General features: G+C 68.1%; 15 protein-coding genes. 8 read left to right on the top strand and 7 right to left on the bottom strand.

Annotation, left to right across the window (positions count from 1 at the left end; all coding sequences use genetic code 11):
* Positions 1-93 precede the first annotated feature (93 nt).
* On the top strand, positions 94-897 hold the full coding sequence (dapB, locus tag BOQ54_RS13240; RefSeq protein WP_063189938.1) for a 4-hydroxy-tetrahydrodipicolinate reductase: 804 nt from the start codon (positions 94-96) through the stop codon (positions 895-897).
* On the opposite strand, the gene BOQ54_RS13235 is transcribed toward dapB, so the two are convergent.
* Together BOQ54_RS13235 and BOQ54_RS19795 are read right to left on the bottom strand one after the other, a co-directional pair.
* On the bottom strand, positions 898-2,001 hold the full coding sequence (locus BOQ54_RS13235) for an extensin-like domain-containing protein (RefSeq protein ID WP_245316211.1): 1,104 nt from the start codon (positions 1,999-2,001) through the stop codon (positions 898-900).
* Between the two features lie 754 nt (positions 2,002-2,755).
* Positions 2,756-2,977 carry a hypothetical protein gene (locus BOQ54_RS19795; protein WP_141659642.1) on the bottom strand — a complete coding sequence of 74 codons (222 nt, stop codon included), beginning with the start codon at positions 2,975-2,977 and terminating at the stop codon, positions 2,756-2,758.
* 315 nt (positions 2,978-3,292) lie between these two features.
* Between BOQ54_RS19795 and BOQ54_RS13230 the strand changes: the two genes are divergently transcribed.
* Together BOQ54_RS13230 and BOQ54_RS13225 are read left to right on the top strand one after the other, a co-directional pair.
* Positions 3,293-4,279, top strand: coding sequence for a Tim44 domain-containing protein (locus BOQ54_RS13230; protein WP_071924060.1), 987 nt, complete (start codon positions 3,293-3,295; stop codon positions 4,277-4,279).
* Between the two features lie 82 nt (positions 4,280-4,361).
* Positions 4,362-5,594 carry a lytic murein transglycosylase gene (locus tag BOQ54_RS13225; protein ID WP_083585978.1) on the top strand — a complete coding sequence of 411 codons (1,233 nt, stop codon included), beginning with the start codon at positions 4,362-4,364 and terminating at the stop codon, positions 5,592-5,594.
* 3 nt (positions 5,595-5,597) lie between these two features.
* Here the strand turns inward: BOQ54_RS13225 and BOQ54_RS13220 are convergent, their stop codons facing one another.
* Together BOQ54_RS13220 and BOQ54_RS13215 are read right to left on the bottom strand one after the other, a co-directional pair.
* Positions 5,598-5,867, bottom strand: coding sequence for a hypothetical protein (locus BOQ54_RS13220; RefSeq protein ID WP_071924059.1), 270 nt, complete (start codon positions 5,865-5,867; stop codon positions 5,598-5,600).
* 161 nt (positions 5,868-6,028) lie between these two features.
* Positions 6,029-6,304: a hypothetical protein gene (locus tag BOQ54_RS13215; RefSeq protein ID WP_071924058.1), complete on the bottom strand. Its 276-nt coding sequence runs from the start codon at positions 6,302-6,304 to the stop codon at positions 6,029-6,031.
* Positions 6,305-6,567: 263 nt separating this feature from the next.
* Between BOQ54_RS13215 and BOQ54_RS13210 the strand changes: the two genes are divergently transcribed.
* Both BOQ54_RS13210 and chrA read left to right on the top strand, forming a co-directional pair.
* Complete coding sequence (locus BOQ54_RS13210; protein ID WP_071924057.1) at positions 6,568-7,392, top strand: chromate resistance protein ChrB domain-containing protein; 825 nt, start codon at positions 6,568-6,570, stop codon at positions 7,390-7,392.
* Positions 7,389-8,795: a chromate efflux transporter gene (gene chrA, locus BOQ54_RS13205; protein WP_071924056.1), complete on the top strand. Its 1,407-nt coding sequence runs from the start codon at positions 7,389-7,391 to the stop codon at positions 8,793-8,795. Before BOQ54_RS13210 ends, chrA begins: the two co-directional genes overlap by 4 nt.
* A gap of 2 nt (positions 8,796-8,797) precedes the next feature.
* Here chrA and BOQ54_RS13200 read toward each other — a convergent pair whose 3' ends face one another.
* Positions 8,798-9,358 carry an NADPH-dependent FMN reductase gene (locus tag BOQ54_RS13200; protein WP_071924055.1) on the bottom strand — a complete coding sequence of 187 codons (561 nt, stop codon included), beginning with the start codon at positions 9,356-9,358 and terminating at the stop codon, positions 8,798-8,800.
* Positions 9,359-9,510: 152 nt separating this feature from the next.
* The gene (uvrB, locus tag BOQ54_RS13195; RefSeq protein WP_071924054.1) at positions 9,511-12,102 is read right to left on the bottom strand and encodes an excinuclease ABC subunit UvrB; all 2,592 of its coding nucleotides are present in this window, start codon (positions 12,100-12,102) and stop codon (positions 9,511-9,513) included.
* Between the two features lie 259 nt (positions 12,103-12,361).
* Here uvrB and BOQ54_RS13190 point away from each other — a divergent pair, with 259 nt between their 5' ends.
* Positions 12,362-13,060 carry a class I SAM-dependent methyltransferase gene (locus BOQ54_RS13190; RefSeq protein WP_071924053.1) on the top strand — a complete coding sequence of 233 codons (699 nt, stop codon included), beginning with the start codon at positions 12,362-12,364 and terminating at the stop codon, positions 13,058-13,060.
* Positions 13,061-13,063: 3 nt separating this feature from the next.
* Here the strand turns inward: BOQ54_RS13190 and BOQ54_RS13185 are convergent, their stop codons facing one another.
* The gene (locus BOQ54_RS13185) at positions 13,064-13,447 is read right to left on the bottom strand and encodes a Dabb family protein (RefSeq protein ID WP_083585977.1); all 384 of its coding nucleotides are present in this window, start codon (positions 13,445-13,447) and stop codon (positions 13,064-13,066) included.
* 236 nt (positions 13,448-13,683) lie between these two features.
* On the opposite strand from BOQ54_RS13185, the gene BOQ54_RS13180 reads away from it, so the two are divergent.
* Together BOQ54_RS13180 and BOQ54_RS13175 are read left to right on the top strand one after the other, a co-directional pair.
* Complete coding sequence (locus BOQ54_RS13180; protein ID WP_055457534.1) at positions 13,684-13,959, top strand: SemiSWEET family sugar transporter; 276 nt, start codon at positions 13,684-13,686, stop codon at positions 13,957-13,959.
* Positions 13,960-14,288: 329 nt separating this feature from the next.
* Positions 14,289-15,002, top strand: a complete 714-nt coding sequence (locus BOQ54_RS13175; RefSeq protein ID WP_145979774.1) for a hypothetical protein — start codon at positions 14,289-14,291, stop codon at positions 15,000-15,002.
* Positions 15,003-15,024: the final 22 nt, after the last annotated feature.

The following is a 15,024-nucleotide window of genomic DNA, read 5'->3' as shown; positions in this document are numbered from 1 at the left end:
GTCCGGGCAACGATGCCGGGCCGGCGCGAATCGGCAAGGAGGAAGGCTGGGGCAGGCGCAGCGGGCGCCCATCCGAGAAGGAGGAGCCGGAGCATGATCAGGGTCATCATTGCAGGCGCGACCGGCTGGGTCGGCAGGGCGCTCGTCGCGGCTGTGCACGAGGCGCCCGACCTTGCGCTGGTCGCGGCGGTGGCGCGCTCGGCCGCCGGGCGCGATGCGGGCGAGGTGGCCGGCATCGGCCCGATCGGAGTCGAGATCGTACCCGATGTCGACGCGGCGCTCGCGGTGCAGGCGGACGTGCTCGTGGACTACACCAAGCCGGGCGCGGTAAAGGAGCATGCCCTGAAGGCGATCGCCGCCGGCTGCCACGTCGTCGTCGGAACGTCGGGGCTCGGGGCTGAGGATTATGCCGAGATCGACGATGCGGCGGAGGAGCGGGGCATCGGCGTCATCGCCGCCGGCAACTTCTCCATCACCGCCACGCTGATGAAGCGCTTCGCGCTCGAAGCGGCCAAGTATGTGCCGGATGTCGAGATCATCGATTATGCGGCGGCGCAGAAGCCGGACGTGCCGTCGGGCACGGCACGGGAACTCGCAGAGACGCTGTCCTTCGAGCGCCAGCATCCGACTTCTCGGCCGATCGACGATCTGACCGGCATCCGCGAGACGCGCGGCGGCGCCATCGGCCTGTCGACGCCGGTGCAGGTGCATTCGGTGCGCATGCCCGGCTACCGCCTGTCCTGCGAGGTCCTGTTCGGACTCGATGACGAGCGCCTGGCGCTGCGGCACGACGCCGGGTCCTCGGCCGCCCCTTACGTCGGCGGCACGCTGCTCGCCGTGCGGAAGGTGGCGGAGAAGCCGGGGCTCAGGCGCGGCCTCGACAGCATCATGGACTGATCAGGAGCCGCCGACGAGGCCCGGCGGCCGCAGCACGCCGAGCGTGCCGTCGGTCCGCGGGCGCGGAGGCGGGGCGGCATAGCTCTGCGTCGGATAGGCGGGCGGAGCCTGATAGGTGGCCGGCCGGTCCTGCTGTCCGTAGACCGGCGCGGCGTGGCTCGTCGCCATCGGCGGCGCGCTGGCCGGCGCCGGCCCGACCTGCCATCCCGGCGGCGTCCTGGTGGACGACATGCCGAGATATTCCTCGTCGATAACGGCGCCGCCCTCGTCCTCTCCCTCGCCGAGCGGCTGGTCGTGGATGGTCATGGGGCTGCCGCCGGGGCGGTCGTAGCCCTTGTAGACCGGCCCGGCCGGCCGGGGCGTGTAGGCCGGCTCGCCGCCATAGGGAGCGGCCTGCCGGGGCCTCGCGTCATACTGCCCGGGCACGAGGCGCGGCGTGAACTTGATGACCGGCTTGCAGATCGTCCGGCCCTTGGCATGCCGGGCGAGATCGAGATGGAAATGGTCGTAGTGGAATGCGTCCGAGCCCGGGCCGAGCACCGTCGAGAAATAGCGGCAGGAGCCGACGAAGACCTCGCGCAGGAAGTCCTGCTCCACCGGATCACCCTTCCACCCCTTGGCGACCGTGATCTTGCGTCCGTCCGACAGGTGGAAGGCCATGACGTCGACGGCGTTGCCGTAGGAGTGCTCTGACTTGCGCGCGCCCGCCTGGTTGTTCATCGAGCGGCACGAATAGGACCCGGCCCGCAGCTCGGTCACCGGCGCGCCGAAATAGAGCGAGGCGGCGGGCTGGACGACCTCGATCAGCCAGGTGTCGAAGGTGGAGATCGCGGGGCAGGCGAGTACCGCCTTGGACGTCAGGCCGATCTCGCCGCTGGCGAAGGCCTTGACGCGGAAGGGATAATCCATGCCGCAGGCGCCGGGGCCGGAGATCGGCTTCATCGGCTCGATATAGGCCGACGGCTGCACGAGCTTCTGCGCGAGGCAGGCCGATTCCGCCTCGCTGCGCCAGGCTTCGCGCTTCTCGAATGTCATCAGCCCGCAACCGGCGACGCCGGCACAGGCCAGTATCGCCGCGGCGAATGTCGCAAACCTGCGCGCCATCAACGCAACTCTCCGCGCGCCCCCTTCTGCGCCGGAGGATGCAGGGATAGTCCTAACGTTTCTTCAACGTTGACAAAACCTTGGCCGGCACGTGCGACGTTTCGTATGACGGCCTTGCAGAGCAATATTGCTGCCTTTGCTCGAAGTTATTTTCAGAATTACTGGAATCGAGCTGATGGAGTGCCTTCCCCGGGGTATCGTAATCCCCAGCCTGTGGCTGGCGAAAAGCGAAAGGGAATGAACCATTTAACGAACGATAAAGGATGTTGTACCGAGGCCATGCCGCGTTGCACAACATTTGGCGCTTCGCAAGGCCGCCTGTTGCTGCTAGATTCCGTCCCCTAGGTCAAACCCATGGAGGTCACCTATGGGCCTGACGCTGCTGTCACGTTTGAACATCGTGGCGATGAGCGCCGCCTTCCTGTTTGTCGGCGCCATCATCATCGGGGCTTTCTGACCGGCGGCTTCGCCGCCTTTGTCGATAGTGTTCCCGTTGCCTAGCGTTCAAGACAAGCCATCGAGAACGGAGATCCAGGTGCGAGGGATCTTCCTTCTTCGAAAAGCCTCGTGACCGTTCCCTTTCGGGCGGTGCGTGCAATCAAGCCCCAGCCAAGCCCAAGGGTCGCCGTCTCCCGACGGCGACCCTTTCACTTGGGGGATCCGGTCGCCGCCTCCCGGACGGCGACCTCTTTCCGGTTCATAATCCGGTCGCCGCCAGGGAGACGCAGCGCGCCATTTCGGATGTTCGGCCGTTTCAGCTGTCGGGACAGGGCTCGCTCGTCACGTGCCAGGAGGTGTTGTTTAGTTCCATGCCGCAGGTGGCAAGGCGCGGGCCGGCGCTGGTGGGCAGGCAGACGACCTCGCCGAGTTCGTAGTCGCGCCCCTTGGCCCGGCAGGTGCAAGGAAGCGGCAGAGGAGCCGCCGCTCCAGGGGCGGCCGAATGGCCGGCGGCCCCGTGCGCGGGCGGTCTCGACATGTCCTGCGCCCCGGCGAGAGGCGCCGGAAGCACGATACAACCGAGGATCAGGCTGCAGACAAAGTGGCGGCCGAGGCGGCACAGGCCCGCCCTTGGCGGGCCCCCCGTGCCGGGTGCCTGTCCCAGATGGCCGACGGAGCACAGAGCCATGGCGCTCTCTCGCCTTGCAGCCCGGCATCGAGCGTCGCGCCGACCCGCCCCCGGGTCAAGATGTCCACCGCTCCCACGCGCCGAAATAATACCGCCGGACCTGTTGGCCCCGGCAGGCCGTGCCTATATTGCGGGCACCATGATGAACGGGAGGCCATCCTGACGATGCTTTCTTCTTTCGCGCGTTTTGCCCGCGTTGTCGCCATTGCAGTGGCGGCCGTCTTTGCGACGGTCGAACTGGTCGAGGCCAGGGCGGGGCGGGGAGGCAGCTTCGGCAGCCGTGGCGTACGCACCTTCAGCGCCCCGCCGCCGACCAACACGGCGCCGCGTCCGACCCAGCCCATCGAGCGGTCGATGACCCAGCCCGGCCAGACGACGCCCGGCGTCGCCGCGCAGCGCCCCGGCGCCGCCGCCCAGGCCGCGCCGCAACGGCGCTTCGGCACGGGGTTCTTCGCCGGCCTCCTGGGCGCGGGCCTTCTCGGTGCGCTCTTCGGTGCGGGCTTCTTCGGCGGCCTCGGCGGTCTCGGCTCGATCCTCGGCATGCTGCTGCAGATCGCGCTCATCGGCGGCCTCGTCTGGCTCGCGCTGTCGTTCTTCCGCCGCCGCCAGCAGCCGGCCTTCGCAGGCGCAGGCGCCGGTCCCGCGAACGGTGCCGCCCGCTCGTCGTTGCCAGGTCTTTCCGGCCTTGGCGGTGGGCAGGCCGGGGGCATGACCGGCGCCAGCATGGCCGCCGGTGGGGGGGACGGCTCTCTCGCCCTTGGCGCGGAGGACTTCGACGCCTTCGAGCAAGCCCTGCACGATGTCCAGAAGGCTTTTTCGGATGAGGACCTCGCGGCGCTCCGGCGCCTGACCACGCCGGAAATGGTCTCCTTCCTTGCCGAGGACCTTGCTGACAATGCCAGAGCCGGTATCGTCAACCGCCTTGCTGACACCAAGCTCCTGCAGGGTGATCTGGCGGAGGCCTGGCGCGAGGGGTCGGACGACTACGCAACCGTCGCCATGCGCTTCTCGCTGATCGACTACAAGGCGGATCGCACGACCGGTGCCGTCGTCGAGGGCAGCACGAGCGAGCCCGTGGAGGCGACGGAACTGTGGACCTTCCGGCGCAGCCGCGGCGGTCCGTGGCTGCTGTCCGCCATCCAGCAGGCCTGAGCGCACCGCCGCGAACCGACCGGCGCCTTGGCGCCGGTCGCCTGTGGCCGTAGCATCGCCTTCGCCGAGAAGGAGGGGAGCGATGCCACAGGCATTCCGGTGTGTCCCGCGACAGATGCAGGCGGCCGCCATCGCCGTCGTTTCGGTGCTTGGCCTTGCGCTGGGCGCCATACCCGCGCAGGCGCAGAGTTGCGGACGGGACGGCAGCGGCTTTGCCACCTGGCTCGCGGCATTCCGCCAGCAGGCGGTGGCCCAGGGCATTCCGGCGGAGGTGGTGGCGGCCAGCCTTGACGACGTCTCCTACGACCGGGCGATCATCTCGCGCGATCGGGGGCAGGGCGTCTTCCAGCAGAGCTTCCTGCAGTTCGCCGGGCGCATGGTGGCCGATTACCGCCTGAAGACGGGCGCCAGCCGCATCCGCCAGCAAGCCGGCCTGTTCTCCGCCATCGAGCGTCAGTATGGCGTACCGGCGGAGCCGATCGTCGCCTTCTGGGGGCTGGAGACCGATTTCGGCGCCAACATGGGCAAGGATCCGACGCTGAAGGCGCTGGCGACGCTTGCCTACGATTGCCGGCGGCCCGAACTCTTCCGTGGCGAATTGATGGATGCGCTGCGCATCGTGGCACGGGGCGACCTGCGGCCGTCGGAGATGCGCGGAGCCTGGGCCGGCGAGCTCGGCCAGATGCAGTTCATGCCGTCCTTCTACTACAAGTACGGCGTCGATGCGGATGGCGACGGGCGCGTGGACCTGCTGCGCTCGACGCCGGACGCGCTCGCCTCGGCCGCCAATTTCATGAGCAGCCTCGGCTGGCGGCGCGGCGAACCGTGGCTCGTCGAGGTGCGGGTGCCGGCGAGCCTGCCCTGGCATGAGGCAGATCTCGAGATCCGCCATTCGACCTCGCAATGGGCGAACTGGGGCGTGACGCCGCGGGCGGGCGCGCTGCCGCCGGGCAACGCCTCGCTGCTGCTGCCCATGGGCCGCAACGGCCCGGCCTTTCTCGCCTACGACAATTTCGGCGTATTCCTGCGATGGAATCAGTCCTTCGTCTATGCGACGACGGCTGCCTATTTCGCCGCGCGGCTCGCCGGCGCGCCGGCGGTAGCGCGCGGCAACGGCGAGGTGGCCATGCTCGGTGCCAAAGAGATCGCGCGGCTGCAGCGCCTGCTGGCGCAGCGCGGCTACGATCCGGGACCGATCGACGGCAAGCTCGGCGCGGCGACACGCGCGGCGGTGAAGAAGGCCCAGATGGAGCTCGGCCTGCCGGCCGATTCCTTCCCCACCGCCGAACTCATCGCTCGCCTCGGGGGCGGCTGACCATCAGCGGCAGCTGTAGCCCACGAAGCACTGGGCGTTGTCCCTGGTCGGGAGGTACTCCGGTACCGGGAAGTCGCGCGCAGAGCAGTTGTTGACGTAGGTGCTGAACAGGTGGGGGCCGCGCGAGATCATGACGCGTCCCTGCCGCTGCACCATCTCCTGCAGCTCGGCGCAGCTGTGCGCCTGGGCGGGGATCGGGGTCTGCTGGGCAAGGGCGGGCGTCGCGGCGCCGGCGAGAAGGACCGAAGCAATCAATACGTTACGCAAGTTCATTGCGCCGTCTCCTTGGCGTTTCTCAGGTGCCTCGGTGCCCCGCCTCACATGGGGTGTCGCGGCTGCGACGTCACGACCGCAAGCCATGCCCGCCCCGCATGGCGGGCTGCGCCGGTCGAATGCTTCTGAAGCTGCAGGTGAATGTGGGGGAGCCCGCGACGCTACTTGCTGCGGCCGCTGTAGCCGATCAGGCATTGGGGATTGTCGCGCGCCGGCACGTAGGCGGGGCTCGGGATATCGCGGGGCGCGCAATTGTTGGCGTAGGTGCCGAACACGGAGGGTGCGGTCGAAATCCCGACGCGGCCCTTGACGCTGCACCAGCGCGTGCAGCTCGGCGCAGGTGAGGCTGCGGGCAGGAACAGGGCTCTGCCGGGCGAAGGCGGGAACTGCCGCGACAGAACGAGGACGGACGCGGCGAACAGGTTTCGCTGCGGCATCGGGATCTCCCAGGGGGCGCTGTTCCGTCCCCCGCGTGAAGATGGGCGCATTCTGAACGGCGTCATCCAGCAACGATGCCGTGCGTGCCCTCGCCGCGACAGTCCGGCCGTCTCATCACGCAGATGTGACGGCATGCGCCGGCGACATTGACAAGTCGCGGATCATGTCGCCTCATCTGGGCATGGGGGTTCTGCGATCCCCTCACGAGGCGACAGGCCGAAGCATCGCGTTCCGCTCCTCCTGATCGAGAAGGGACGCTGTCATGCCGTCGTTCAATGCTATTTCTCCGGACAAGCTCTTCCGTCTCGTCGGCACGCCGAAGTGCCCGGTCCTCGTCGACGTGCGCACCGACGAGGATTTCGCCGCCGAGCCACGCCTCGTGCCGGGGGCGACGCGCCGGCCCGGAACGGAGGTGGCCCGATGGGCGCAGGAGTTCATCGGCTGCCAGGTCGTCGTCATCTGCCAGAAGGGGCTGAAGCTCAGCCACGGCGCGGCAGCCTGGCTGCGCCAGGCCGGCATCGCCGCCGAGGTGCTGGAGGGGGGCACGCAGGCTTGGAGCGCCGCGGGCCTGCCGATGGTGCCGTTTGCAAAGCTGCCGACGGCGGACGCGCAGGGCCGCACGCTATGGGTGACGCGCTCGCGGCCGAAGATCGACCGCATAGCCTGTCCCTGGCTCATCCGTCGCTTTGTCGATCCCGCCGCCGTCTTCCTGTTCGTTCCACCATCCGAGGTGCTGGCCGTCGCCGACCGCTTCGGCGCCACACCCTTCGACGTGGAGGAGGTGTTCTGGAGCCACCGCGGGCCCCTGTGCAGCTTCGACGTCATGGTCGAGGAATTTGGTCTCACCGTCGGGCCGCTGTCACATCTGGCCGCCATCGTGCGCGGCGCCGACACGGCCCGCCTCGACCTTGCACCGGAGGCGGCGGGGCTGTTGGCGGTTTCCCTCGGCCTGTCGCGCATGTATGCGGACGACAACGAACAGCTCGAGGCGGGCCTCGTTCTCTATGACGCGCTCTACCGCTGGTGCCGCGACGCGACGGACGAGACGCACAACTGGCCGACGAACAAGATGAAGGGCACGTCATGACCGAGACATTGCGGACCGCGCGGGACGAGGACGCGGCGCCCGCCGGCCGCTTTCCAAGCTTCTCGGAAGGCGTGCGCACCTGGGCGCGAATCGCGGCGCTCAGCTTCGGCGGCCCGGCGGGGCAGATCGCCGTCATGCACCGCATTCTCGTCGAGGAGAAGCGCTGGCTCGGCGAGAAGCGTTTCCTGCATGCACTCAACTTCTGCATGCTGCTGCCGGGGCCGGAGGCGCAGCAGCTCGCCGTCTACATCGGCTGGCTGATGCACCGCACCGCCGGCGGCATCGTCGCCGGCGTGCTCTTCGTGCTGCCGGGGCTCGTCGCCATCATGGCGCTGAGCGTGATCTACGCGCTCTACGGCAATGTGGGCTTCGTGCAGGGGTTGTTCTTCGGCCTCAAGGCGGCGGTGCTTGCCATCGTCTTCGAGGCGGTGCTGCGCATCGGCCGGCGGGCCCTGCGCAACGCCACGATGGTGTCGCTGGCCGCGGCGTCCTTCATCGCCATCTTCGTCTTCGCCGTGCCGTTCCCGCTCATCATCGCCGCGGCCGGCCTCATCGGCTACATCGGCGGCCTGAGGCGGGTGGCGGCCTTCTCCGGCGGCGGGCACGGCCCGGCCGCCAAGGCGGGCGTGGACGATGCGCGGACGGTGCTCGGCGAGACCATTCCCGCCCATGCCCGGCCCGGCGGCACGCGGGCGCTGACGGTCGCGGGCGTGCTGCTCGTGCTTTGGCTCGCCCCCACCGCAGCGCTCCTCGCCGCCTTCGGAACGGGCAACGTCTTTGCCGACATCGCGGTCTTCTTCAGCCAGATGGCCGTGGTGACCTTCGGCGGGGCCTATGCGGTGCTCGCCTATGTGGCGCAGGAGGCGGTCGGCACCTACGGCTGGCTGGCGCCCGGCGAGATGCTGGACGGGCTCGGCATGGCCGAGACGACGCCAGGGCCGCTGATCATGGTCACCCAGTTCGTCGGTTTCATGGGAGCCTTCCGCGATCCCGGCACCCTCTCGCCGCTCACGGCGGGCATCCTCGGCGGGCTGTTGACGACCTGGGTCACCTTCTCACCGTGCTTCCTGTGGATCTTCCTCGGCGCGCCCTATGTGGAACGGTTGCGTGACAACCGCGGGCTGGCTGCAGCGCTGTCCGCCATCACGGCCGCCGTGGTGGGTGTCATCCTCAATCTCGCCATGTGGTTCGCCTTGCATGTCGTCTTCGGCGAGGTCGGCACGTTCGAGCGCTTCGGCATGAAGCTCGCGGTGCCGGAGCTCGAGAGCGCCCGGCCTGTGGCGGCGGCCCTGTCGGTCCTTGCCGTCCTCGCCGTCTTCCGCCTGCGATGGGGCATGATGACGGTGCTCGGCCTCAGCGCCGTCGCCGGCGTCGTCCTGCAACTCGCCGGCCTCGGGGTTTAAGCTCAGCCGCGCAGCGGCTTCAGCGCCTCCGCCCAGCGCTTCAACTCGACGAGGAGCGCCTCGGCGCTCTTGATGTGCAGGTCGTTGGGCTGGAAAACGCCGTCCTTGACGTGCTGGGCGACCATCGGGACCGTGACGGCCTCGACAATTGGCACGAGGCGCATGGCGGACATGGTCAGCTTCGTCATCTGCACCGCGCGCAGGCCGCCGGAGACGCCGCCGTAGCTCACGAAGGCGCAGGGCTTGTAGCCCCATTCGTTGTAGACGTAGTCGAGTGCGTTGAGAAGCGCGGGCGTCGGGCCGTAGTTGTACTCTGGCGTGACGAAAACGAAGGCATCGGCGGCTGTGACGCTCTCGCTCCAGCGCTTCGTATGTTCGTGCTCGTACTGGCCCAGCCGCGGATGGTGTGGCTCGTCGTAGATGGGCAGGTGGAAGTCGGCGAGATCGACGAGGTGGGTGTCGAACGTGCCCTGCTTGACGGCGAGCTCATGAAACCACTTGGCGACGGACGGGCCGACGCGGCCCGGACGGGTGCTGGCAATGATGACGTTGAGACGCAGCATGAGGTCTCCCATGATGAGGATGGGTGGAGGCTCGGCCGTGAGCACGGCTGCGGACAGGATTAAGTCCGACCCGCGACTCGGGCAAGGCAGGGCGGGGAAGGCCCGGCGGCTGGCTGGCCGGCGTCACCTGTTCCTATGCCGCTGCAGGTCGGTCAGCCCTTGCGGCGGCGCCCGCCCTTCTTGACCTTGGTCGAGCCGGCCCAGTCGTCGTCGAGGTGCGGGGCGGGGCCCGCCGCGCGGGGCAGGGTCTCGCGGCCGGGGCCCATCTCGTCGAGCGTCGGCTTGCGGGCGCGGGACCCGCTCTCCGGCGGCGGCAGGTTGGCCTTGGCGCCATACTTGCGGTGGCCGGCGTAGCTGCCGGCCTTGTCGGCCACCTCCTCCTGCCGCGCCAGCGGATCGTTGGCGATGGCGAGCTCGGTCGCCTGCAGGCGCTTCAACTCGTCGCGCAGGCGGGCCGCCTCCTCGAACTCGAGATTGGCGGCAGCCTCGCGCATGCGCTTCTCGAGGTCGGCCATCACGGCCTTGAGGTTGTGGCCGACGGCTCCCTTCTCGGCGAGGCCGGTATCGACGCGCACGTGGTCGCGCTCGTAGACCGAGTCGAGGATGTCGGCGATGTTCTTCTTCACCGACTGTGGCGTGATGCCGTGCTCGGCGTTGTAGGCGAGCTGCTTTTCGCGGCGCCGGCTGGTCTCGGCCATGGCCCGTTCCAGACTGCCGGTCATGGCGTCGGCATAGCAGATGACGCGGCCGTCGACGTTGCGCGCGGCGCGGCCGATGGTCTGGATGAGCGAGGTCTCCGAGCGCAGGAAACCCTCCTTGTCGGCATCGAGGATGGCGACGAGGGCGCATTCGGGAATGTCGAGGCCCTCACGCAAGAGGTTGATGCCGACGAGCACGTCGAAGGTACCGAGGCGCAGGTCGCGGATGATCTCGATGCGCTCAAGCGTGTCGATGTCCGAGTGCATGTAGCGCACGCGCACGCCGTGCTCGTGCAGATATTCCGTCAGGTCCTCGGCCATGCGCTTGGTCAGCACCGTGACGAGGGCACGGTAGCCTTGGGCGGCGACCGCCTTCACCTCGCCGAGTAGATCGTCCACCTGGCTGCGCGCCGGGCGGATCTCGACCGGCGGATCGACGAGGCCGGTCGGGCGGATGACCTGTTCGACGAAGATACCGCCGGTGCGTTCCATCTCCCAGGTGCCTGGCGTTGCCGAGACATAGATCGACTGCGGCCGCATGGCGTCCCATTCCTCGAAGCGCAGCGGGCGGTTGTCCATGCATGAGGGCAGGCGGAAGCCGTATTCGGCGAGCGTCGCCTTGCGGCGGAAGTCGCCGCGGTACATGGCGCCGATCTGCGGCACGGTGACGTGGCTCTCGTCGACGAAGATGAGGGCGTTGTCGGGCAGGTATTCGAACAAGGTCGGCGGCGGCTCGCCCGGCTTGCGGCCGGTAAGATAGCGCGAATAGTTCTCGATGCCGGCGCAGGAGCCGGTCGCCTCCATCATCTCGAGATCGAAGGTGGTGCGCTGCTCGAGCCGCTGGGCCTCCAGGAGGCGGCCCATGCGATTGAGCTCCTCAAGGCGCCATTTCAGCTCTTCCTTGATGCCCTTGATGGACTGGATGAGCGTCGGGCGCGGCGTCACGTAATGCGAATTGGCGTAGACCTTGACGAAGGAGAGTTCGGCCGTCTTCTCGCCGGTGAGCGGATCGAACTCGACGATCGATTCCACCTCGTCGCCGAAGAGGCTGATGCGCCAGGCCCGGTCCTCGTAGTGCGCCGGGAATAGCTCGATGACGTCGCCGCGTACGCGAAAGGTGCCGCGCGCGAAGTCGAGCTGCGTGCGCTTGTAGTGCAGCGCCACGAGATCGGCGATGAGCTGGCGCTGCTCGATCGTCTCGCCCACCTTCACGGAGAAGGTCATGGCGGTGTAGGTCTCGACCGAGCCGATACCGTAGATGCACGAGACCGAGGCGACGATGATGACGTCGTCGCGCTCCAGCAATGCGCGTGTTGCCGAGTGGCGCATGCGGTCGATCTGCTCGTTGATCGAGGATTCCTTCTCGATATAGGTGTCCGAGCGCGGGACGTAGGCCTCCGGCTGGTAATAGTCATAGTAGGAGACGAAGTACTCGACGGCATTGTCCGGGAAGAAGGACTTGAACTCGCCGTAAAGCTGCGCCGCCAGGGTCTTGTTATGGGCGAGAATGAGCGCCGGGCGCTGCGTCTCCTCGATGACCTTGGCCATGGTGAAGGTCTTGCCCGAGCCGGTGACGCCGAGCAGCACCTGGTCGCGTTCGGCGGCCTCGACGCCGGCCACCAGCTCCTTGATCGCCTGCGGCTGGTCGCCGGCCGGCGCGAAGTCCGACTTCATGCGGAAGCTGATGCCGCCTTCGGATTTCTCGGGTCGGGGCGGGCGGTGCGGCGTCCACAGCTTGCCGTCCTTGAACAGCGGATTGCCGCTTTCGAGCAGGGCCGAGAGCGCCGCGACCGTTGCCGAGACGCCGCTCGGTGCGGCCTCGGCCTCGGCGGGCATATCCAGCCGCTTGCCGGCGCGCCGCGGCGGCGCCTCGTCAGCCTCGGGGAGGAAGCGCGCCTGCGGCGCCTCGCCGAAGCCGGCAGCGCCGCCCGGCCCGGCGGTGCCCTTGTTGAGGGCCGGGTTGAGCAGATCCGCGAGGAACGGGTCGAGCGGTTTCAGCTCCGGCTTTGCGGCCTTGGAGCGGGGAGAAGACGGTTTGCGGGCCATGAGAACGAATATGGTACGAGTCTGCGCCTGGCGGAAGAGGGATCGTGCGGCGAGCGGAGGCAGGCGACTCGTATGGAGCCTTCGGCTTGTTGCCGGCGCTCGTTTCCGGGCTGCGTTCCGCTTGGCTGCATCCGCCCGGGAAACGAAGCTGCTCCTGGACAATGGCGCTGTGCGATCCGTCCGCTGCCGGCCTTCCCGTTGCCCCTGCGACAGGACCGGTGCACAAAGGCGCGGCCGTGGGGCAGGAGATTGATGATCGATGCGTTGCAACATCTGCGGTGGCACCGCCTTCGAGGACATGCCGAAGCGCCCGCTGGCGCGCTGCACCACCTGCCGCTCGCTGGAGCGCACGCGGGTCGCAGCCCTGAAGATCAAGGAACAGGTGCGGCCGCAGCCGGGCGCGCACGTACTGCATTTCGCGCCGGAGCAAGGCCTATCGCAACTCTTGCGCGACATTGCCGGCGACAAGTACCGCGCCGTCGACATCGACCCCCCGCGCTATGCCCATCTCGGCATCGACGTCGAGTTGTTCGACCTGTGCCACGACGTGTTCACCCTGCCGCGGGGCCGTTATGATCTCATCGTGCACAATCATGTGCTCGAGCATATCGAGTGCAATTATTCGGTCGTGCTCATCCGTCTCGCCCAGTCGTTGAGCGAGAACGGAGCCATGCTGTTCAGCGTGCCGATCGTCGGGGACGATTTCACCGATGCCATCGTCGATGCGAGCGACGAGGAGAAGGCCGCGCGCTTCGGGGCCTTCCGCCACTACCGCCATTTCGGCCGCAGGTTCATCGCCGAGACCCTCGGCATGATCTTCGACATGGCCCCGGACTATGACCTGACAAGGGATTTTCCGCCCGAGGTGCTGCGCGAGGCCAATATCCCCGAGCATCACTGGCACGACTTCACCGGCACCAGCATCTTCGTCGTGCGGCGGCGCGACCTGCGCGTGTGACGCTCAACCGTCCGACAGCTCGAAGTCGAGCACGAGGATGCCGTCGATGCCGCCCTCGCACAGGCCGACCAGGGCGGCACCCGCGACCTTGTGATCGGGATGGGCGAGATAGGCGTCGCGCGCCGCGGCGTCGGTAAAATCGACCACGAAGCCGTGCGTGTAGCCGCGCGCCAGCCCTTCCGGGCTGGTGTTGCGCCCGGCATCGAAGCCGAGCATGCCCGGGACGACCGCCCGGAGATTGGCGAGCGCGTCGAACACCGCCTCGATCTCAACCGGCTCCGTTCCGGCGGCGAACCTGACGAGGACGACGTGCCGCACCCGCGGCCCGCCGCCCGATGCCACAGCGGGCGCCGCATGGATCACGGCAGCGCCGATTGCCGGCAACATCCATCCGCACGTGAACGAACGTCGAGAGATAGGTGGTGTCGTCATCATCACGGCCTCGATCCGTTTGAGGGACTTTAGCCCTGGCGGCGGCGCCATGGCTTCGCGCCGGCGGCGTACGGCCATGCGATATCGGCGCACCGTCATGCGCGGCGCGCCGTTGACTGGACGAAGCTGCACGGGCATGCCCAAGACGAAGCTGGCAGCATCAGAATAGTCTCTTCGAAAGTGCCGCAGCGATGGCCGACGGTCTGCTTTCCCTTCTTTCGATCGAAGCCATCGGCGCCGTTGCCGCCGTGCTCACCACGCTGTGCTGGATTCCGCAGGCGGCCCGGGTCATTCGCACGCGCGAGACGCGGGCGATCTCGCTGACGACGCAGGTGGCGTTGACCTGCGGCGTCGTCCTGTGGCTCGTCTATGGCCTGTTCATCGGCAGTTGGCCGCTGATCGGCTCCAATGCCGTCACTCTCATCCTGCTCGGTGTCATCCTGATGATGAAGCTGCGTTACGGGTGACGGCACGCCGTCCAGGCGTTAAGGTTTCGTTCATCACGACGCGTAACGGTTCGAGACCGTTCCGCTCTGCCCGAAAGGGAGACCGCCGGCTGCGAAGCGATGGCCGGTGTCGTGCTGCCAACGAGATGACGGATATGACACGGCGAATCCGAAGCTGCGGACAAGGCCGCATTGCGCATATGCGCCCGCCGGGCGCGTCGCACCGGCTGTGCCCGCTTGCGGCCGCTGCGCTCGCCCTAGCCGCCGCCTGCGGGCCCGTTTTCGCGTTCGAAGCCTTGGCTCCCGCGGCACCGCTGCCACCGGAGCGGCCCGCGCCCGACGAGGAGACCATGCCACTTGGGGAATGGCAGGCCTTCGATCAGTCGTTCTCCTTCAACGCCGACATGTGGACCGACAGTCCGCAGGAGCCGATCTGGGCCGAAATGTCCGCAGTCGCTGCGCAACTGCTCCGGCGTGGCGGCCGGCGTGCCATCGCGCCCATACTGACGCTCGCGCCGGTGGCAAGGGGATATGCGGATGCCGGGGCGCGGCTGACAGGGCCGCTCGCCATGCCACAGGAAAAAGCATTCGGCCTGCGACTCAGGACCGAGCAGGGCATGTCGATCTCCACTGAATTCGCCAGCGGGGAAGGCACCTGGCAACCCGTCGACACCCGCCTTGCCTGGCGTGTCGCGCGGCCGATGCCGGCAGACGAAGGCTGGGTGTGGGCAGCCGGGTTCGGCGGCGGACTTCCCGTCGGTCACGCGCCATATTCGCAGACGCTCGACGTCGTGCTCGGGCGGCGCTTCCGCGGTGGGGAGGGGAACTGGTCCGTGATGCCGGAACTCGCCGTCAACACTGTCTACACGAGCTATGGAGGCGAGCGTTGGAGAACCACTCTGACGCCGCAGGTCAAGACCAAGGTGGATGTGCTCACATCGGCCGACGACCGGCTCAAGCTCTATCTGGAATCGTCTGTCGGCTATGCGCTGCCCGTCGGTGCAAATGCGTCCGGCCTGTCGGCGAGGACGCGGCTCAACCTCATCTTCCGGCCGGGCGGATGAGGCCCGGCGAATATCCTTGCGC

It is taken from the genome of Chelatococcus daeguensis, assembly GCF_001887265.1.
Lineage (GTDB): Bacteria > Pseudomonadota > Alphaproteobacteria > Rhizobiales > Beijerinckiaceae > Chelatococcus_A > Chelatococcus_A sambhunathii.
The sequence above is the reverse complement of the archived record's forward strand: the minus strand, read 5'-3'. Positions and strand labels throughout refer to the sequence as shown.